18 protein-coding genes, 1 tRNA gene and 3 pseudogenes are annotated in these 18,886 nt (G+C 68.8%); 15 read left to right on the top strand and 7 right to left on the bottom strand.

The window, feature by feature from the left end; translation table 11 throughout:
- Positions 1 to 13 precede the first annotated feature (13 nt).
- Both ACSJDS_RS20930 and ACSJDS_RS20925 read right to left on the bottom strand, forming a co-directional pair.
- Positions 14 to 379, bottom strand: coding sequence for a hypothetical protein (locus ACSJDS_RS20930; protein WP_473034906.1), 366 nt, complete (start codon positions 377 to 379; stop codon positions 14 to 16).
- Positions 328 to 1,047, bottom strand: coding sequence for an NAD(P)/FAD-dependent oxidoreductase (locus ACSJDS_RS20925; RefSeq protein WP_473034905.1), 720 nt, complete (start codon positions 1,045 to 1,047; stop codon positions 328 to 330). Before ACSJDS_RS20925 ends, ACSJDS_RS20930 begins: the two co-directional genes overlap by 52 nt.
- A gap of 105 nt (positions 1,048 to 1,152) precedes the next feature.
- Here ACSJDS_RS20925 and ACSJDS_RS20920 point away from each other — a divergent pair.
- A pseudogene (locus ACSJDS_RS20920) lies at positions 1,153 to 2,063 on the top strand (TIGR01777 family oxidoreductase).
- 18 nt (positions 2,064 to 2,081) lie between these two features.
- Here the strand turns inward: ACSJDS_RS20920 and rapA are convergent.
- Positions 2,082 to 5,029 (bottom strand): annotated as a pseudogene (gene rapA, locus ACSJDS_RS20915) (RNA polymerase-associated protein RapA).
- A gap of 133 nt (positions 5,030 to 5,162) precedes the next feature.
- The gene (locus ACSJDS_RS20910; RefSeq protein WP_473034904.1) at positions 5,163 to 5,963 is read right to left on the bottom strand and encodes a TlpA family protein disulfide reductase; all 801 of its coding nucleotides are present in this window, start codon (positions 5,961 to 5,963) and stop codon (positions 5,163 to 5,165) included.
- 149 nt (positions 5,964 to 6,112) lie between these two features.
- On the opposite strand from ACSJDS_RS20910, the gene ACSJDS_RS20905 reads away from it, so the two are divergent.
- The 4 genes from ACSJDS_RS20905 to ACSJDS_RS20890 all read left to right on the top strand — a co-directional run bounded on the left by ACSJDS_RS20905 (position 6,113) and on the right by ACSJDS_RS20890 (position 8,467).
- The gene (locus ACSJDS_RS20905) at positions 6,113 to 6,358 is read left to right on the top strand and encodes a hypothetical protein (protein ID WP_473034903.1); all 246 of its coding nucleotides are present in this window, start codon (positions 6,113 to 6,115) and stop codon (positions 6,356 to 6,358) included.
- Between the two features lie 46 nt (positions 6,359 to 6,404).
- Positions 6,405 to 7,022, top strand: coding sequence for an SLC13 family permease (locus ACSJDS_RS20900; protein WP_473034902.1), 618 nt, complete (start codon positions 6,405 to 6,407; stop codon positions 7,020 to 7,022).
- Between the two features lie 35 nt (positions 7,023 to 7,057).
- On the top strand, positions 7,058 to 7,906 hold the full coding sequence (locus ACSJDS_RS20895; RefSeq protein ID WP_473034901.1) for an SLC13 family permease: 849 nt from the start codon (positions 7,058 to 7,060) through the stop codon (positions 7,904 to 7,906).
- A gap of 111 nt (positions 7,907 to 8,017) precedes the next feature.
- Positions 8,018 to 8,467 carry a universal stress protein gene (locus ACSJDS_RS20890; protein ID WP_473034900.1) on the top strand — a complete coding sequence of 150 codons (450 nt, stop codon included), beginning with the start codon at positions 8,018 to 8,020 and terminating at the stop codon, positions 8,465 to 8,467.
- A gap of 6 nt (positions 8,468 to 8,473) precedes the next feature.
- On the opposite strand, the gene ACSJDS_RS20885 is transcribed toward ACSJDS_RS20890, so the two are convergent.
- Complete coding sequence (locus ACSJDS_RS20885) at positions 8,474 to 9,802, bottom strand: sensor domain-containing diguanylate cyclase (RefSeq protein ID WP_473034899.1); 1,329 nt, start codon at positions 9,800 to 9,802, stop codon at positions 8,474 to 8,476.
- Positions 9,803 to 10,047: 245 nt separating this feature from the next.
- On the opposite strand from ACSJDS_RS20885, the gene relB reads away from it, so the two are divergent.
- From relB to ACSJDS_RS20870, 3 genes are read left to right on the top strand one after another with little or no spacing between them, the layout of a single operon-like run.
- Positions 10,048 to 10,242, top strand: a complete 195-nt coding sequence (relB, locus tag ACSJDS_RS20880) for a type II toxin-antitoxin system RelB family antitoxin (protein ID WP_473034898.1) — start codon at positions 10,048 to 10,050, stop codon at positions 10,240 to 10,242.
- Positions 10,242 to 10,445, top strand: a complete 204-nt coding sequence (locus tag ACSJDS_RS20875) for a type II toxin-antitoxin system RelE/ParE family toxin (protein WP_473034897.1) — start codon at positions 10,242 to 10,244, stop codon at positions 10,443 to 10,445. Before relB ends, ACSJDS_RS20875 begins: the two co-directional genes overlap by 1 nt.
- Positions 10,388 to 10,558: a type II toxin-antitoxin system RelE/ParE family toxin gene (locus ACSJDS_RS20870; RefSeq protein ID WP_473034896.1), complete on the top strand. Its 171-nt coding sequence runs from the start codon at positions 10,388 to 10,390 to the stop codon at positions 10,556 to 10,558. Before ACSJDS_RS20875 ends, ACSJDS_RS20870 begins: the two co-directional genes overlap by 58 nt.
- 84 nt (positions 10,559 to 10,642) lie before the next feature.
- Here the strand turns inward: ACSJDS_RS20870 and ACSJDS_RS20865 are convergent.
- Both ACSJDS_RS20865 and ispB read right to left on the bottom strand, forming a co-directional pair.
- Positions 10,643 to 10,719 (bottom strand) — tRNA-Pro (locus ACSJDS_RS20865).
- Positions 10,720 to 10,833: 114 nt separating this feature from the next.
- Entirely contained in the window at positions 10,834 to 11,841 is a 1,008-nt protein-coding gene (gene ispB, locus ACSJDS_RS20860) for an octaprenyl diphosphate synthase (RefSeq protein ID WP_473034895.1), read from the bottom strand.
- A 292-nt stretch (positions 11,842 to 12,133) separates the two neighbouring features.
- On the opposite strand from ispB, the gene rplU reads away from it, so the two are divergent.
- The 7 genes and pseudogenes from rplU to ribF all read left to right on the top strand — a co-directional run bounded on the left by rplU (position 12,134) and on the right by ribF (position 18,878).
- Positions 12,134 to 12,445 (top strand): 50S ribosomal protein L21, encoded by a 312-nt coding sequence (rplU, locus tag ACSJDS_RS20855; RefSeq protein ID WP_473034894.1) that lies wholly within the window; start codon positions 12,134 to 12,136, stop codon positions 12,443 to 12,445.
- Positions 12,446 to 12,505: 60 nt separating this feature from the next.
- Positions 12,506 to 12,763 carry a 50S ribosomal protein L27 gene (gene rpmA, locus ACSJDS_RS20850; protein WP_473034893.1) on the top strand — a complete coding sequence of 86 codons (258 nt, stop codon included), beginning with the start codon at positions 12,506 to 12,508 and terminating at the stop codon, positions 12,761 to 12,763.
- 109 nt (positions 12,764 to 12,872) lie between these two features.
- Positions 12,873 to 14,060 carry an Obg family GTPase CgtA gene (gene cgtA / locus ACSJDS_RS20845; protein ID WP_473034892.1) on the top strand — a complete coding sequence of 396 codons (1,188 nt, stop codon included), beginning with the start codon at positions 12,873 to 12,875 and terminating at the stop codon, positions 14,058 to 14,060.
- Positions 14,061 to 14,073: 13 nt separating this feature from the next.
- Positions 14,074 to 15,213 carry a glutamate 5-kinase gene (gene proB, locus ACSJDS_RS20840; protein WP_473034891.1) on the top strand — a complete coding sequence of 380 codons (1,140 nt, stop codon included), beginning with the start codon at positions 14,074 to 14,076 and terminating at the stop codon, positions 15,211 to 15,213.
- Positions 15,214 to 15,599: 386 nt separating this feature from the next.
- Positions 15,600 to 15,866 carry a 30S ribosomal protein S20 gene (gene rpsT, locus ACSJDS_RS20835; protein WP_102626712.1) on the top strand — a complete coding sequence of 89 codons (267 nt, stop codon included), beginning with the start codon at positions 15,600 to 15,602 and terminating at the stop codon, positions 15,864 to 15,866.
- 185 nt (positions 15,867 to 16,051) lie between these two features.
- Positions 16,052 to 17,573 (top strand): annotated as a pseudogene (murJ, locus tag ACSJDS_RS20830) (murein biosynthesis integral membrane protein MurJ).
- Positions 17,574 to 17,843: 270 nt separating this feature from the next.
- Positions 17,844 to 18,878, top strand: a complete 1,035-nt coding sequence (gene ribF, locus ACSJDS_RS20825; RefSeq protein WP_473034890.1) for a bifunctional riboflavin kinase/FAD synthetase — start codon at positions 17,844 to 17,846, stop codon at positions 18,876 to 18,878.
- Positions 18,879 to 18,886 lie beyond the last annotated feature (8 nt).

The following is an 18,886-nucleotide window of genomic DNA, read 5'->3' as shown; positions in this document are numbered from 1 at the left end:
GCCAGCGGCCGGATCAGTCATCTTCCGCCAGCGCCTGGCCGAGGTGGTGGCCGGACAGCCAGGCGTCCTCGACGCGGGGCCCGCGCCAGCCGTCGCCGCACAGCGCCAGGCCGTGGGTCCCGCGCCGGTAGTCGCGGTTGACCGCCTCGCCGCTGGCGAACACATCGGGCTGGGCATAGCGCCAGCGGTGGGCGCCCGCCTCGCTGGGCGCGGGAAGCGTGACGCCCGCAGGCAGCACCTCGCCCAGGGCGTCGAGCAGCGCGGCCGCCACCCAGGAGGCGTCGGCCTCCAGGTGTTCCTGGCTCCAGGTCAGCCTGGCCAGCAGGGTCAGGCTTTCCCCCTGTCCTTCGCGGCCGGGCTTGGTGTCGTTGCGGGCCACGAAGCGCAGCGGCCCCTCGGCCGGCATGGCCGCCTGCCAGTCCTCCGGCACGCCGGGCAGGCGCGGTAGCGGTGCTGAGAAGCGTGCCCAGGCGGCCCAGCAGGGGCGCTGGATGACCCGGCGGCAGGCCTCGGCGAGCGCCGCGTCATGGGGCGCCACCAGGGGTTCGGCCTGGGCGAGGGAGCGCTCACAACCACCCGGGCGTAGGGCCCGTGGCGATGGCCGCCGTGGTCGTGCAGCCACCAGCCAGTGCTATCGCGGCTAAGCTGGACGATGCGCGTTTCGGCGTGCAGCGTCAGGCCTTCGGCCAGGTGGCGGGTGATGGCGCTCATGCGCGGCGTGCCGATATAGCGGGTGCGGCCGTCATGGTGGCTGTGCCACTGGCCGCCCTCCACGCGCCACACCCGCTGGGGCCAGGGAGCGATGCGTCGGTCCCGGGACCAGGCTTCCACTTCCCGCTGAAAGCTCGGGTCCCTTACGCTGAAGAACTGGGCGCCGATATCCAGATGGGCATCCGTCAGCCGTCGGGTCGCCAGGCGTCCGCCGGGGCCGCGGGACTTCTCGAACAGCGTCACCGGCCGGCCGGCCGCGGTGAGGGCGCGGGCGCAGGCCAGGCCGGCGATGCCGGCGCCGATGATGGCGGTGGAGCGGGGAGCCGATGGGGTCATGGGTGCCTCACGCAATTGGGCGGCTTTTCCGCTAGACTAGCAGAAGTGTACAACGGTTGTATAACCAACCTTTCGCCATCAACGATGCCAGGGGAGGAATTCGGGATGCGAGTGCTGATTACCGGAGGCAGTGGGTTCGTCGGACAGCGGCTGTGTCAACGCCTCGATGAGGCGGGGCATCGGCTGCTGGTAGTGTCCCGCGACCCTGAGGCGGTGCGCAGTCGGTTACCCGAGGGGGCCGATCTGCGCCGCTCGGTGCTGGATTTCGTCGACTCCCCGCCCGATGCCATCGTCAACCTGGCCGGCGAGTCGATTGCCGGTCGGCGCTGGAGCGACAACCAGAAGAAGCGGCTGATCGACTCGCGGGTCAACATCACCCGCGACCTGGCGATGCTCTGCGAGCAGCTCAAGCAGGCCAACGGACAGGCGCCGCGGGTGATGGTCTCGGGGTCGGCAATGGGTTACTACGGTGATCAGGGGGACACCGAGGTCACCGAGGAGACGGCGCCCACGACGAGTTCGCCCATCGGCTCTGCAAGCGCTGGGAGGATGCCGCCAGGGAGGCGACGGCGTTCGGCACTCGGGTGGTACTGCTGCGAATCGGCCTGGTGCTCGACGCCGGCGGCGGCAGCCTGGAGAAGATGCTGCCGCCCTTCAAGCTGGGCCTTGGAGGCCGCTTTGGCGACGGCAAGCAGTTTATGCCCTGGATTCATCGCGAGGATCTGGTGCGGGCGATTCTCTTCCTGCTCGAACGTGACGACCTGGAGGGGCCGGTCAACGGCAGCGCGCCCCACCCGGTGCGCAACGCCGAGTTCGCTCGTACCCTGGCGAAGCAGCTGCGGCGGCCGGCGGCGCTGCCGGTGCCGGCCATCGCCCTGGAAACCGCCTTCGGCGAGATGGCGCGGCTGCTGCTGACCGGTGCCGACATGCGCCCCGCGCGGCTGCTCGAGGCAGGGTTCGAGTTCCACTTCCCGACCCTCGAGCAGGCGCTGGCGGATATCCTCGGCAAGTCCTGACGCTTACCGCCACGAGGCTCAGCGGCTCTCGTCACCCACCGTGACGATGACGCGCACCGAATCCAGGCGTAGGCGGGTGCCCTCGATGGCCTCGTCCAGGGCGGTGCGCTCGGCGCGCAGCGCGGCGATCTCGTCCTCGCGCACTGCCGGGTTGTGGCGCGCCAGGGCCGTCAGGCGGGCCAGCTCGCCGTCCAGGGCCGAACGCATGCGTCCTTGGGCGGCCTCGACGATGGAGGGCAGCTCGCGCTCCGCCTCGCCCTCGCCGCGGTCGAGCAGGTCGCGCAGCACCTCCAGCCGGCTGCGGATCAGGTCTCGCGCCATGGCCTTCTTGACCTTCTGCAGGTTCTTGGAGAGCCCGCTGAAGGAGATCTTGTCGGTGAGGTTGGCGCCCGACTCGTCGAGCAGCACCCGCACCGCGGTGGGCGGCAAGAAGCGGTTGAGGTGCAGCCGCTTCGGTGCCGGGCAGTGGGTGCGAAACACCAGCTCGGCCATTACCCGACCGGCGGGCAGCGCCGGGTGCTTGAGCAGCGCCAGCGCGGTATTGCCCATGGTGCCGTCGAGGATACGCCCCATCATCTCGCGGACCAGCGGATGTTCCCAGGAGAGCCGCTGGACGTCGTCACGGGAGAGCGCACGCAGCCGGGAGAAGGTCGCTGAGAAGCCCTCCTCCCCTTTCACCAGGCCGGGCAGGCCGTCGAGCATCTGCTGGCTGGGCGTCAGGTGCTGGATGCCGCCGCCCAGCTCCTGGCTGTCCACCCCGAAGATGTCCAGGGCCAGGTCGAGGTAGCGGGGCAGGGCGCGGTCCTCGTCCAGCTCGCCGATCGCCGCGGCCACCGCCTCGGCGCGCTCCGGGCGGCAGGCGTTGAGCTCCAGCAGGCGATTGCGGCCGGCGTCGCGCTCGGCCAGGCGGCTCTCGAAGAAGGCGCGGGTCTCTTCCACCACCTCGGTCAGCGCCTCCTCGTCGAGCAGCGCCTCGGCCAGGGGATCGCCGAAGGCGTCGAAGATCTCGCTGCCGATGCCGTGGGGGGCGCTGAAGGCGTCCATGCCGTCCCGGTACCAGCGCAGCATCTTCTCGCCGGGGCTGCCCTCGAACACCGGCACATGGAGCTCGATGGCATGATGCTGGCCGATGCGGTCCAGGCGGCCGATACGCTGCTCCAGCTGGTCCGGATGCAGGGGAGGTCGAACATCACCAGGTGGCGGCAGAACTGGAAGTTGCGTCCCTCGGAGCCGATCTCCGAGCAGACCAGCACCTGGCAGCCCTCCTCCTCGTCGGCGAAGGCCGCGGCGGCGCGGTCGCGCTCCACCAGGGAGAGTCCCTCGTGGAACACCGGCGCATGGTAGCCGCCCAGCACCCGCAGCGCCTCGGCCAGCCCCTGGGCGGTCTCCCGGTCATGGGCGATCACCAGCACCTTGTCGCCGGCCAGCCCCCCGTCGGCGTCGTCGGCCAGCCGCTCCAGCAGCCAGTTGACCCGGGGATCGATCTGCCACCAGGGCTCCCCGTTGAGAGGGTCGTCGGCCAGGGCGCGGTACATGGCGTCCAGGTAGACCAGCACCTCGGGGTGGTCGAGGCCGGTCTCGATCAGCAGCTCGTCCAGGTAGTCTTCGTCGCGCTCCAGCTTGCGCAGTACCCGGCGGTAGGCGGAGGGCAGGGCGAGCTCGGTGACATGCAGGTGGCGCTCCGGGAAGCCGCCCACGTGGCGGCGACTGTTGCGGAACATCACCCGGCCGGTGCCGTGGCGGTCGAGCAGCTGGTCGCGCAGCTGGTCCCGGGCGGTGGTGCGCTGAGCCTCGCTGGCCTCGGGGTTGGCCAGGGTGTCGAGCAGCGCCAGGCTGTCGGCCTCATTGATCACCGCGGCGACCCGCTCGCGGTCGGCGCCCTCGCCGGGCAGGCGCTCCAGGGCGTCGATCGCCTCGGCCACCTCGACATAGTGGGCCTCCTCCTCGCGGAAGGCGGCCAGGCTGTGGTAGCGGTCTGGGTCGAGAAGGCGCAGGCGGGCGAAGTGGCTCGCCACGCCCATCTGCTCGGGAGTGGCGGTGAGCAGCAGCAGCCCCTCGCTCTCCTGGGCCAGGCGTGCCACGCAGGCGTAGCCGGGCCCCACCTGCTCCTCGCTCCAGTCCAGGTGGTGGGCCTCATCGACGATCAGCAGATCCCAGGCGCAGGCCAGGGCCTGGGACTGGCGGTGGGGGTTGGCGAACAGCCAGTCCTGGCTGGCCAGGATCAGCTGACCGGCCTCGAAAGGGTTGGCGTCGCCGTGGGCCTGGCTCTGCTGCTCGTCGAGCAGGGTCACCTCCAGGGCGAAGCGGCGCAGCAGCTCCACCAGCCACTGATGGCAGAGGCTCGCCGGTACCAGGATCAGCGCCCGTTCGGCGCGGCCGGTGAGCAGCAGGCGATGCAGGATCAGCCCCGCCTCGATGGTCTTGCCCAGCCCCACCTCGTCGGCCAGCAGCACGCGCGGCGCGTGGCGCCGGGCCACTTCGTCGGCGATGTAGAGCTGATGGGGAATCAGGTCGATGCGCGGTCCGGCCAGGCCCAGGGCCGGGTTCTGCTCGATGCGGTGATGATGGTGCAGGGTGCGAAAGCGAAGGTCGAACCAGTCGTTGCGGTCCACCTGGCCGGTGAGCAGGCGGTCGCGGGCCTGGTCGAACTGCATGGTGTCGGCAAGCCGCGCCTCGGGCAGCTCGGTGAGCTCGCCCTGGTCATCCTCGCCGATGTAGACGATCAGGCCGCCCACCTCCTTGCTGTCCTCGACCCGCATCTGCCAGCCGTCGGCGGACCGGATGCGGTCGCCGCTGCCGAACACCACCCGCGTCAGCGGCGCCTGGCGGCTGCTGTAGGTGCGGGTTTCCTGGCTGGCGCCGAACAGGACGGTGACGCTGCGTGCATCGCAGCTGAGGATGGTGCCCAGACCCAGCTCGGCCTCGCCGTCGCTGATCCAGCGCTGGCCGGGTGAAAAGTCGCTCATGGTGCCTCGGAGGATGCTGATAACGGTGCGCACGCCGCCGACGGCTCGAACCGGCGGCAGCAACGGGGCGGGCGATTCTAACGCAAAGCCCGCCCCGGCTTAAGGGTGGCGCTGGCGGGCAGAACCTGCTAGCTCAGTGGCGGCGCAGCCAGCCGTCGAGCTGGGCGCGGGAGAGCTCGCCGACGTGACGCTCCACGGCGCGGCCTTCGGCGTCGAACAGCACCGTGGTGGGCAGCCCGGGCGACTCCATGAGCATCATCAGCTCCTGATGGGGATCGAGCAGCGGGTAGCGAAACGCCAGCGCCTGCTCGTCGAGGTAGCGGACCACCTGCAACAGCTCCTCGCCCTGATTGGCCACCACCACGGTGACGCCATCGCGGGTATCGGCCTCGGCCAGCAGCGGCATCTCGCGCAGGCAGGGCGGGCACCAGGTGGCCCACAGGTTGACCACCACGCGCTCGCCGCGCAGGTCGTGGAGGTGCACCGTCTCGCCCTCGAGGTTCTCCAGGGCGACATCGGGCAGCTCGCCCACCACCATGTCGCCGCCCAGCGGGGCCAGGGTCACCAGCACCAGCCACAGTGCCGAGGCGCCCACCGTCAGCGCCATGGCGCCGATCAGCCGCAGCAGATGGTCGCGCAGGGCCCAGCCGGTCCAGATCAGCGCGGCGAGCAGCCCCCACAGGCCGTGATAGCCCGGCAGCCAGAGCTTGAGGATGTCCAGGGGGGCGGCGGCATAGGCGTCCAGGTGCATCGCCACATGGCCCAGCCGGGCACCCACCAGCCAGGCCAGGATCAGGCCGTTGAACCAGCGCGCCCGGGCGCTGGTGGAGAGCCCCAGCAGCAGCCAGGCGGCGAGAAGCAGCAGCAGCGCACAGGCCAGGGCATAGAGGCGGGGAATCGAAATCAGCACGGGGCCCAGGGCGAAGGCATCCATGGGTATGGCTCCGGGGTGCGGGGTCGGCGCCGGCGGCGGGACCGGGTAGAATCACACGCTTACGACAGCGTTTCGATAAAGGCATGCCTACTGTTCATCGACAGGGCCAGCTTTTCAAGCGCCGCTATGCCACCCGGTGGGAGCCGTTCATGGTCAACAAGCCTCTCGATACCCTGCGTGCCCTGGCCATTGGCAGCCAGGCACTGGGGTTCATCGCCATCATCACCCTGGAAACCCTGATGGGCAATGCCGCTCGGCCCTGGCAGGGGCTGACCCTGGCGCTGATGGTGGCCTTTGCGCTGGCGCTTGCCGTGGTGCGGCTCTATCGGCGCAACAAGGCGCGCAAGGCGCTGGACCGGCGCCTGGCGGACGACGAGGACGACGATGCGCCCTGACGCGGGGTGCTGAGCTGCGCAGGCGGCTGAGGAGAGAGGAGAACGCATGATGCACGGCGACTCGCAGGAGGCGAACCAGGAGGCCCGCCGCGAGAGGCGGCGGCGATGGGGGCTGGCAGCAGGCCTGCTGTCGGGACCGCTGCTGGCCCTGCTGGTGATGCTCGCGTCGCCACCGGCCCAGCTGTCACCGACCGCCTGGCAGGTGGTGGCGCTCACGGTCTGGATGGCCGCCTGGTGGGTCGCCGAGCCGGTGCCCATCGCGGTGACCGCGCTGCTGCCGGTGGCGGTGCTGCCGCTGATGGGCACGGCGCCGATCGCCGAGGTGGCGACGCCCTATGCCAACCCGCTGATCTTTCTGTTCCTCGGCGGCTTCCTGTTGGCCGAGGCCATCCAGCGCTGGAACCTGCATCGGCGCATCGCCATGCTGGTGCTGCATGTCTCCGGGCATCGGCCCCACCAGCTGGTGGGCGGCTTCATGATCGCCACTGCCGGGCTCAGCATGTGGGTCAGCAATACCGCCACGGCGGCGCTGATGGTGCCCATCGGCCTGTCGGTGCTGGGGCTGCTGGAGCGCCAGGGCGGGGTCGGCGCCAGCCGGCACATGGCGCTGACGCTGCTGCTGGGTATCGCCCTGGCGGCCAATATCGGCGGCATGGGACGCTGATCGGCACCCCGCCCAATGCATTGCTGGCCGGCTTCATGGCCGACAACTACGGTATCGAGATCGGCTTCGCCCAGTGGATGCTGCTGGCGTTGCCGCCGGCGGTGGTGCTGCTGGCGCTGGCCTGGTGGCTGTTGACCCGACTGGTCTACCCGCTGCCCCGGGATGTCGTGCCGGGCATCGCCGGGCTGCTGCGCGAGCAGGCCGATGACCTGGGGCGCATGACCGGCCCCGAGCGCCGGGTGGCGATGATCTTCGCGCTGGTGGCGCTGGCCTGGGTGACGCGCCCGCTGCTCCAGACGCTCTTGCCGGGGCTGGAACTGAGCGATGCCGGGATCGCGGTGATCGGCGCTCTGCTGCTGTTCGTGACCCCGGCTCGCTGGCAGACTCGCCAGTTCCTGCTCGACTGGGAGAGCGCGCGCCACCTGCCCTGGGGGGTGCTGATCCTGGTCGGGGGTGGCCTGAGCCTGGGCAGTGCCATCGAGAGCAGCGGCCTGGCCGCCGCGGTGGCCGAGGGGCTGTCGGCCTTCGGCGACTGGCCGTCCTGGACCCTGGTGACCCTTGTGGTGCTGGTGGTGATGCTGATGAGCCATGTGACGAGCAACACCGCGACGGCGGCGGCCATCCTGCCGCTGACCGCCTCGCTGACCGTCAGCCTGGGAGCCAGCCCGCTGCTGCTGTCGGTGCCGGTGGCCATGGCCGCCAGCTGTGCCTTCATGCTGCCGGTGGCCACGCCGCCCAACGCCGTGGTGTTCGGCAGCGGCAAGCTGAAGGTGGTCGACATGGTGCGCGCCGGTGCGCTGGTCAGCCTGGCCGGCGTGGCGGTGATCACCCTGGTGGTGTTTGCCCTGGCCATGCCGGTGCTGGGTTTCGGCTGGGCGCGCTGAGGAGGTCGCCGGCACGGGGTTGCCCTCTGCCGAGCAGCGGCTAGTCTGGAAGCAGGGAGCGGCGCTGCGCGCGTCCTCGTCTCAGAGCAAAGCTGGAGGGCAGGATCGCACATGAATCACGCCATACTCGTACCCATCGACGGCTCCGCTCATGCCGAGAAGGCCCTGGCCGTGGCGGCGCAGATGGCCATGGCATCCTCGGCCGCCATCCATCTGCTGCATGTTACCGAGTTTCCCGATGATATCGGCATCCTGATGGGGCGCGGTACCGGGCCCTTGACCGAGGAGAAGCGGGAGGCGCTTGCCGCCGAGAATCGCGACAAGGCGCGCCGGGTCCTCGATCAGTCCCGCCAGGCGGTGGATCTGTCGGGGCTGGACGCCAAGGAACTGATACGCGAGGGGCGCCCGGCCCATGTCATTCTGGAGGTGGCCAAGGAAGTCGGGGCCGATGTCATCGTCATGGGCAGCCGCGGCATGAGCGACCTCAAGGGAATGGTGGTGGGCAGCGTGTCCCACCGGGTATCGCACGCGGCCGAGTGCACGGTCATTACCGTGACGTGAAGCGGATCAGTCGTCGGCCAGCATCAGGGTGTTGCGACCTGCCCGCTTGGCCCGGTAGAGGGCCTCGTCGGTGCGAGCGATCATACTGTCCATGTCATCCCCCGGGCGGTACTGGGTAATGCCCAGGCTGATGGTGATGGCCAGGCCCTGGAAGCGGGAGTCGGCGATCTGCTGGCGCAGTCGCTCGGCAAAGGTGCTGGCGCCGGACAGGGGCGTGTCGAAGAGCAGCACGGTAAACTCTTCGCCGCCCCAGCGTGCCAGCAGGTCGGTGCTGCGCAGACTGGCGCCGACCTTGTCGGCCAGGCGCTTGAGGATGGCATCGCCGACGTCGTGGCCGTGGCGGTCGTTCACCGACTTGAAGTGGTCGATGTCGAACAGCAGCAGCGAGAAGGGCTCGCCGCCACGCTCTGCCTGGCGAATCGCCCTGTGGATGGCGCTGTCGAAGGCGCGCCGATTGTGTGTGCCGGTGAGATGGTCTCGGGTGGCCTGGCGCGCCAGCTCGCTCTCCATCTCCTTGCGCTCGCTGATGTTGTGGAACACCGCGATGAAGTGGCGAATCTCGCCCTGGTCGTCATGGACGGCGGTGATCGACTGCCAGAGCGGGTACACGTCGCCATACTTGTTGCGGTTCCAGATCTCGCCCTGCCAGTGACCGGTGGTCAGTACCGAGTCCCACAGTCGCTTGTAGAAGCGCTTGCCGTGGCGCCCGGACTTGAAGAGTCGCGGGGTCTCGCCGATGACCTCCTCGGCGCGGTAGCCGGTGATGTCGGTGAAGGCCTGATTGACCTTCTCGATACGCATCTCGGCATCGGTGATCAACGTGGCCTGGCCGGTTTCGAAGACGCTGGCCAGCAGCTTCAGCTCGCTCTCCTGGCGCTTGCGCTCGGTGATATCCTCCTTCACCGCCACGAAGTTGACGATCTCGCCGTCATCGTTGCGGATCGGCGTGATCACCTCGGACTCCCAGTACAGCTCGCCGTTCTTCTTGCGATTGAGCAGCTCCCCCTTCCACACCTCGCCGCGGCGCAGCGACTGCCAGAGGTCGTGGTAGACCGCCTCCGGCGTCTTGCCCGACTGAATCATGGCTGGCGTCCTGCCGATCAGCTCCTCGCGGCGATAGCCGGTGACATCCAGGAAACGCTGGTTGACGTATTCGATGCGCCCGTTGGTATCGGTGATCGCGGTGGCGGCCGGGCTCTGCTCCACGGCAATGTAGAGCTGGTAGAACTTGGCGCGCAGGATCTCGATATCGGCGCTTTGCCAGGCGTTGCCGAAGGCCGTGGCCTGGCCAACCGCGCTGTGTGGGGTAGTGGTGCCGAGCTTGTCGGACGTCACGCACATTCTCCTTATTCTTGTTTCTGGGCAAGTCTTCTTCCAGAAGCGGCTGAATGGCTTGTGTAAGCGGGGCTGTGTCGTCACCTAGGGCGTGCAAGCATAGCGTTTTTTGGGCGCGCCGGCATTCGCCTTGGGTGGCAAGGGCAACATGAGATAGCAGCGGGGCCGCCTCACACCAGCCAGCGGATGATGCGGCTGGTGTTGACGCGCTACACTGTGAGCAACCCTGCATTCTGGAGCGCACCATGACCACGCGGCTCGACCCCATCGTCTCCGAGTTCGAGACCCAAGAGCAGGCAGACGCCTATGATCAATGGCTGCGCGCCAAGGTCGAGGCCAGCCTGGCCGATCCTGGCCCCGGCGTACCGCATGACGAAGTGATGGCGCGTGCAAAAAAGGTAATCGAAGAAATCGAGCGCCGTCGTCGTGAGCAGGCGTGATGCTTCCGATGGTCTGGCTGGACGATGCCAGTGACGACCTGCTGGAGATCGTGGCGTTCATCGCCGAGGAGAACCCTGCAGCCGCTCACCGGCTCCACGCTCGACTGGAGTTGGCCCCGTTGCTGCTGGCTGATCATCCCTACCTATGCCCTCCCGGCGGATTCCCGGGACACGAGAACTCGTCGCTCACCCCAACTACCTGATCGTTTACCGGGTCACCGCTACCAGGGTCGAGATCGTCAACGTGGTTCACACCCGCCGCCAATATCCCCCGAAGCGTAGCCCTTCGCTTCCAGCGCCAGGTGCGGCTTTCTGACCCCCGGCTACCACCAGGGAATGAGGCACAACGAAAAACCGCCACCCGGCATGATCCGTAAGTGGCGGTTTTTGCTGTGTTCTTTGGTCGGAGTAGCAGGATTCGAACCTACGACCTCTGCCTCCCGAAGGCAGCGCTCTACCAAGCTGAGCTATACTCCGTGTCTTGCCTTTCGAGCCGTTTCAATGGGGCTCTGGGTCGGCTCCGGGAGCCGACGGATGGGCATTATACCCAAAAGCGTTGGGCTTGCAAGTCCCGGGCACTGAGCGGGGGCCTTAGGTCCGCCGCTCTACCGCCAGGCGGGCCAGATCGGCCATGCTGTCCCGGTAGCGACTCGCGGGCAGGGCGTCGAGCTGGGCCAGCGCCTTGGCGGCCATCTCTTCGGCGCGGGCCCGGGTGTAGGCCAGGGCGCCGGTGTCGTGGACGATGGCCAGCACGTCGTCGAGCCGGTCGAGGCCGCCTTGGCGAATGGCCTCGCGCACCGTGCTGGCCTGCTCAGGCGAGCCTACGGCCATGGCCTGGATCAGCGGCAGGGTCGGTTTGCCTTCCGCCAGATCGTCACCCACGTTCTTGCCCATCGCCTCGGCGTCGCCCTCGTAGTCGAGCAGGTCGTCGATCAGCTGGAAGGCCAGGCCCAGGTAGCGGCCATAGTGCTGCAGCGCGGCTTCCTGCTCCGGGGTGGCGTCGGCGAGGATGGCGCCGCTGTGGGAGGCCGCTTCGAAGAGCATCGCGGTCTTGCCCTGAATGGTCTCGAAGTAGGCGGCCTCGTCGGTGTCCGGATCGCCCACGTTGGTGAGCTGCTGCACTTCGCCCTCGGCGATCACGCAGGTGGCGCGCGACAGCACGTCCATGATCTTGAGCGAGCCCACTTCCACCATCATCTGGAAGGAGCGCGAGTAGAGGAAGTCGCCGACCAGCACCGAGGGCGCGTTGCCCCAGGCGTCGTTGGCGGTGGCCTTGCCGCGGCGCAGGTGGGATTCGTCCACCACGTCATCGTGCAGCAGCGTCGAGGTGTGCATGAACTCGATCAGGGTGGCCAGGGAGATATGCTGCTCGCCCCGGTAGTCCAGCGAGCGGGCGGCCAGCAGCACCAGCAGCGGGCGCAGCCGCTTGCCGCCGCTGGCGATGATGTACTGGCCGATGGTCTCGACCAGCGGCACGCGCGAGGCCAGCTGCGCCATGATGGTGCGATTGACGGCGGCAAAGTCATCGGCGACCGCCGCGTGCAGCGGCGAGGCGGGGGCGGTGCTGGCGGACGGTGTCGGAGTGGCTTTGGCTGGCATGGAGTCGGGTCATCGAGCGGGTGGGGCCGGGCACGGGCAGGCGTGGCCGCTGGCCTTGGGTTGCCGGTCATGCTATGGGGCCCCCATGGGGCGTCAAGCGGCAGCGGCTCCCGGCAGGCGGGCGTTGCGATTGGGCGCTGACGCCGGACAAGCCGCGACTTGTGGGCGGGGTTGACTGTCGTTATAATACGCGGCCCACTCATCATGCTCCCTGCCAGATGGCTGCCGAAAGGGGCGCCACTCGAAGCAGGCCGATGAAGAGCCAACCCCGATGAGTTTCGGAGAGACAAGCATGTACGCAGTTATCAAGAGCGGTGGCAAGCAGTACCGCGTTGAGGAAGGGCAGACCCTCAAGCTCGAGAAGCTGGAGCTGCCGACCGGCGAGAGCGTCGCGTTCGACGAGGTGCTGCTGGTTGCCGACGGCGACGACATCAAGGTCGGCGCGCCGCTGGTCGACGGTGCCAAGGTGTCTGCCGAGATCGTCTCCCACGGCCGTGGCGAGAAGATCCGCATCATCAAGTTCCGTCGCCGCAAGCACAGCATGAAGCGTCAGGGCCACCGTCAGTGGTTCACTGAAGTCAAGATCACCGGGATCTCCGCGTAAGCATCGCCGTGCATGCGGCAGGTGTTTCGAGATACCCCCTGAACGAGCGAGGACTTTGCAATGGCTCATAAGAAGGCGGCGGGCTCTACCCGCAACGGTCGCGATTCCGAATCCAAACGCCTTGGCGTCAAGCTGTTCGGCGGCCAGGTCGTCACCCCGGGCAACATCATCGTGCGTCAGCGTGGCACCAAGTTCCACGCCGGCACCGGTGTCGGTATCGGCAAGGACCACACCCTGTTCGCACTGGACGAGGGCGTGATCAAGTTCGAGACCAAGGGTCCGAAGAATCGCAAGTTCGTCAGCGTCGTCTCTGCCTGAGCGCGCCCGAACCGGCAATGGAAGGCCCCGCTCAGGCGGGGCTTTCTTGTACTTATACCATGGCTGCCATAGCGGCTGTGACGGCAGGCTGCCGTCAGGAGAGTGACAGATGCAGTTCGTCGACGAAGCCTCGATCATCGTGGAGGCCGGCAAGGGCGGTAACGGCTGCCTGAGCTTCCGCCGCGAGAAGTACGTGCCCAAGGGTGGCCCCGACGGCGGCGACGGCGGTCACGGCGGCAGCGTCTACCTGATCGGGGATGACGCCCTCAATACCCTGATCGACTTCAAGTACCAGCGCTTCTACAAGGCCCAGAACGGCCAGCCCGGCCAGGGTCGGCAGATGAGCGGTCGGGCCGGCGACGACCTGCACGTCAAGGTGCCGGTGGGCACCACGGTGATCGACGAGGACACCCTCGAGGTAATCGCCGATGTCACCGAGGCCGGCCAGGTGGTGCCGATCGCCCAGGGCGGGCGCCGCGGGCTCGGCAATATTCACTTCAAGTCCTCCACCAACCGCGCGCCGCGCAGGACCACCCCGGGAACCGAGGGCGAGCGTCGCAACCTGCGTCTGGAGATGAAGGTGATGGCCGACGTGGGCCTGCTGGGCATGCCCAATGCCGGCAAGTCGACGCTGATCCGCGCCGTCTCGGCGGCCAAGCCCAAGGTGGCCAACTACCCCTTCACCACCCTGGTGCCCAACCTGGGCGTGGTGAAGCTCGGCATGCACGAGCACTTCGTGATGGCCGACGTGCCGGGGCTGATCGAAGGCGCCTCCGACGGCGCCGGCCTGGGGCTGCGCTTTCTCAAGCACCTGACCCGCACCCGGCTGCTGTTCCATGTGGTCGATGTGGCGCCCTTCGACGAGTCGGACCCGGTGGAGGCGGCCCGGGCCATTGCCCGGGAGCTGGAGCAGTTTTCGCCTGCGCTGGCCGAGCGTCCGCGCTGGCTGGTGCTCAACAAGCTCGACCTGCTCCCCGAGGACGAGCGCGAAGCGCGGGTGGCCGCTATCGTCGAGGGGCTGAGCTGGGAAGGGCCGGTGTATCGCATCTCCGCCATTGGCGGCGAGGGCACCGACGCCCTGGTGCAGGCCGCTCATCGCTGGCTCACCGAGCAGCGGCGGCTGGAGAACGAGGACGAAGCGGTCGCCGAGCAGGAGCGCGAGATGCGCGAGCGCATGGAGGCGGAGGCCGTGGCGCGCACCGAGGCGCGGCTGGGCCGCAAGCGCAAGAAGACCGATGAGGATGACGACGATTTCGATGACGACGACTACGACGTCGAGGTCGAATACGCGCCCTGAGGGTTGAGAGCCGATGGATAGCAACGAGCAGGTGACGGGCCGCGAGGCGCTGGTGGGCGCCCGCCGGGTGGTGGTGAAGATCGGCAGCGCGCTGCTGACCAACGACGGCCGGGGTCTCGACGAGCCCGCCATCGGAGGCTGGGTCGATCAGATCGCCGCGCTGCATCGGCGCGGTATCGAGGTGGTGCTGGTCTCCTCCGGCGCGGTGGCCGCTGGCATGGTGCGGCTGGGCTGGCAGGCGCGTCCCTCGGCGGTGCACAAGCTGCAGGCCGCCGCCGCGGTGGGGCAGAACGGCCTCACCGAGTGCTACGAGGGGCACTTCGCCCGTCACGGCCTGCTCACCGCCCAGGTGCTGCTGACCCATGACGACCTCTCCAACCGCAAGCGCTATCTCAATGCCCGCTCGGCGCTGCGCACCCTCGTCGATCTGCGCGTGGTGCCGGTGATCAACGAGAACGACACCGTGGTCACCGACGAGATCCGCTTCGGCGACAACGACACCCTGGGGGCGCTGGTGGCCAACCTGCTGGAGGCCGACGCCCTGGTGATCCTCACCGACCAGGAGGGCCTGTTCGACGCCGACCCCCGCCATAACCCCGAGGCTCGCCAGATCCACGAGGGGCGGGCCGACGACCCGGCGCTGGCGGCGGTGGCCGGCGGCGGTGGCAGCCTGGGGCGAGGCGGCATGGTCACCAAGGTGCAGGCGGCGCGCCTGGCGGCACGCTCCGGCGCCTATACGGTGATCGCCAGCGGCCGCCAGCCGGCGGTGCTCGAGCGGCTGATCGGCGGTGAGCGGCTCGGCACCCTGCTCTGCCCGGAGGAGGCGCCCATGGCGGCGCGCAAGCGCTGGCTGGCTGGCCAGCTGCAGGTGCGCGGCACCCTGACCCTCGACGCCGGGGCGGTGAAGGTGCTGCGCGACAGCGGCTCCAGCCTGCTGGCGGTGGGGGTGCGCTCGCTCAGCGGCCAGTTCCGCCGCGGCGACATGGTGCTCTGCGTCGACCCGCACGGCGAGCGGATCGCCAAGGGGCTGGTCAACTACGACGCCGACGAGGCGCGGCGCCTGCTGGGGCAGCCGAGCCACCGGATCGAGGCGATCCTGGGCTACATGGAAGCCCCGGAGCTGATCCATCGCGACAACTTGGTGGTGCTGTAAAGCGGGTTCATCGCACGTTAGCGTGAACATGTTTGGCTGGTTTTATGGTGGGAGGCCGGCTCTGCCGGGCGAAGGCGCCGCAGGCGCCCCATGGGTAGCGCTGCGCGCTACTTCGCGAGCTGAAGTCGAGGCGTCGAACCGTCCCTCCCACAGAGCCAGTTCACGCCAGTCGGCGATGAGCTGTAAAACAGGGGCTATAGCAAGCACGGCCAGGGCTGTGATAGGATGCGCCATCCTCTCAGACACGGCCCGTGAACGATCGCTGCATGGCCAGCGGTCGGCCAGATGGCCAAGCCGGCGGAAAGGCTCAGGCTTTTCTGCCGGATCAATACGTTATCGATGCCGTCATTACACGGGCGGCGAAGAATCTCCAAGGAGACAGTTCAGTGGCAAACAGCAAGCAAGCTCGCAAGCGCGCCCGTCAGGCCGAAGGCCGTCGTGTCCTGAAGGCCAGCCAGCGCAGCATGGTCCGCACCTACATCAAGCGCGTCATCAAGGCCATCAACGGCGGCGACCACGCCGAGGCGATGACCGCGTTCCAGAAGGCGCAGCCGGTCATCGACCGCATCGCCGACAAGGACGTGCTCTCCAAGAAGAAGGCCGCGCGCCTGAAGAGCCGCCTGAACAAGCGTATCAAGGCGCTGGCTGCCTAAGCAGACCGGATGCCCGCGGAGTGACTCGCCCCGATGGGCGAGCCTCCAGCAGAAAGACCGGCTGCGGCCGGTTTTTTGTGGCTGTCAGACAGGCTGAGGACCCAGACGTGACGGATCGCGAGCAGACGCCACCCTCGCCGGTGGCCGAGCACGACAAGGTGGTGGCCCCCAAGGCTGGCGGCCTGATGCGCTCGGGCCTGGTGGTCAGCGTCATGACCATGCTCTCGCGGGTCATGGGGCTGGTGCGCGACGTGGTGGTGGCCACCCTGTTCGGGGCCGGCAACGGCGCCGACGCCTTCTTCGTCGCCTTCAAGGTTCCCAACTTCCTGCGCCGGCTGTTTGCCGAGGGCGCCTTTAACCAGGCCTTCGTGCCGGTGCTCTCGGAGTACGCCACTCGCGGCAGCAAGCGCGAGGTGCGCGAGCTCCTCGACGCCGTCTCCGGCAGCCTCACCGTGGTGCTGGCGCTGCTCACCGCGCTGTTCATGCTGGCCGCCCCCTGGCTGGTGTGGGTCTTCGCCCCCGGCTTCGGCCGCGACCCGGCCAAGCTGGCGCTCACCGCCGACATGCTGCGGCTCACCTTCCCCTACCTGCTGCTGATCTCGCTGACGGCCTTCGCCGGCAGCGTGCTCAACACCTGGAACCGCTTCGCCATCCCGGCCTTTACCCCGGTGCTGCTCAACCTCTCGCTGATCGGCGCCGCGCTGCTGCTCACCCCGCTGATGAGCGAGCCGGCCATGGCCCTGGCCTGGGCGTGCTGATCGCCGGCGTCGCCCAGCTCGCCTTCCAGGTCCCCTTCCTGGTGCGCCTGGGGCTGATGCCACGGCCCTGGCCCAGCTTCGTCCATCCCGGGGTGAAGCAGATCATGGTGTTGATGGCACCGGCGCTGTTCGGCGTCTCGGTGTCCCAGATCAACCTGCTGCTCGACACCGTGCTGGCCTCGCTGCTGGCCCCGGGCAGCGTCTCCTGGCTTTACTACTCCGACCGCCTGGTGGAGCTGCCGCTGGGAGTCTTCGGCATCGCCATCGGCACCGTGATCCTGCCGGCGCTCTCCAAGCGCCACGCCGAGCAGTCCGGGGAGCACTTCAGCGCGATGCTCGACTGGGCGATCCGCGCCGTGCTGCTGCTCGGCCTGCCGGCGGCCCTGGCCCTGGCGATACTGGCCGAGCCGCTGCTGATCTCGCTGTTCCACTACGGCGCCATGACCGAGCGCGACATCGTCATGGCGGCGATGAGCCTGCGGGCCTATGCCTTTGGCCTCGTCGCCTTCATGCTGATCAAGGTGCTGGCGCCGGGCTTCTTCGCCCGCCAGAACACCAAGACCCCCGTGAAGATCGGCATCATCGCGATGGTCGCCAACATGGTCCTCAACCTGATCCTGATCTGGCCGCTGGCCCACGCCGGCCTGGCGCTTGCCACGGCGCTCTCGGCGTTTCTGAATGCCGGCCTGCTGGGCTGGCTCCTGCGCCGCGAGGGGGTGCTGGTGTTCCAGCCCGGCTGGGGGCGCTACGCGGTGCAGCTGATCGGCGGCTGTACGGTAATGGGCCTGGGGCTCGTCTGGCTCGCCCCGACTGGCAGGCCTGGCTCGACTGGAGCGTCTGGACCCGCGTGCAGTGGCTGGCGCTGCTGGTAGGCGCCGGCGCCGGGGTCTACTTCGCCTGGCTCGCCGCCACCGGCGTGCGCATCCGCCACTTCCGGATGAAGAGCTGACCTGACTTTGTGGGAGCCAGGCTCCGCCGGGCGAATGGCGCCGCAGGCGCCCCGGCGGTGTTGCTAGCGTTGGCGCATGCCGCCAGGAGCCCTTCGGTCTCCATTCGCCGGGCATAGCCCAGCTCCCACAGGGTGCCCTGCAACGAATCGCGCTGGATTGCCAGGGACCAAGCCGGCCCGGCTGTCAAGGGGCCGGCTGTCCGGTATAATCGCCCACTTTATGACCATCCTTTCGCCACTCACCCAAGGCAGCGGGGCTCGAGCAACGCCATGCAAGTGATCCGAGGACTGCACAACCTGCGCGACGCCCACCGCGGCTGCGTGGCCACCATCGGCAACTTCGATGGCGTGCACCGTGGCCACCAGGCGATCCTCGACCAGTGTCGAGAGCAGGCCACGGCGCTGCAGCTGCCGGTCACCGTGGTGGTCTTCGAGCCCCAGCCCCGGGAGTTCTTCGCCGGCGACCAGGCCCCGCCGCGCCTGACCCGGCTGCGCGAGAAGGTGCGCCTGCTCGGCGAGTGCGGCGTCGACTACGTGCTCTGCCTGCCGTTCAACGACGCCCTGCGCAGCCTCACCGCCCAGGAATTCATCGACCGGGTGCTGGTCGAAGGGCTGGGCGTGCGCCACCTGGTGGTGGGCGACGACTTCCGCTTCGGCTGCGACCGCAGCGGCGACTTCCACCTGCTCACCGAGGTCGGCGAGGTGCGCGGCTTCAGCGTCGAGCACACCCGCACCTTCGCCCTGGACGACGAACGAGTCTCCAGCACCCGAGTGCGCACCCTGCTGGCCAGCGGCAATTTCGCTCAGGCGGCGCGCATGCTGGGGCGCCCCTACCGCCTCGGCGGCCGGGTGGTGGCCGACCAGAAGCTCGGCCGCACCATCGGCGTGCCCACCGCCAACCTGCCGCTGCCGCCGTTGCCCCTGGCGCTGCGCGGGGTCTATGCGGTGGTCACCGAGCTGCCCGACGGCCGGCGCCGGCCCGGAGTGGCCAACATCGGCTGGCGGCCCACGGTGGGCAGCGCCCGGCCGGTGCTGGAGGTGCACCTGTTCGACTTCGACGGCGACCTCTACGGCGAGCGGCTGACCGTCTTCCCCTGCGCCAAGCTGCGCGGCGAGGTGAAGTTCGACGACTTCGCGGCCCTCAAGCAGCAGATCGCCGCCGACCAGGTCCGGGCCCGCCGCTACCTGACCGAGCGCGGGCCCGGCGCGGACGAGACTCTTCCACTGGCATCGGCGCCGCTGGCGCGCGAGGCCGTGACTTCCGATTCCTCGGCGGGTACTCCCGCCGACCACGACGACGGCTGACCCCCAGG

The organism is Halomonas sp. SL18_1, from assembly GCF_055755715.1.
The sequence above is the reverse complement of the archived record's forward strand: the minus strand, read 5'-3'. Positions and strand labels throughout refer to the sequence as shown.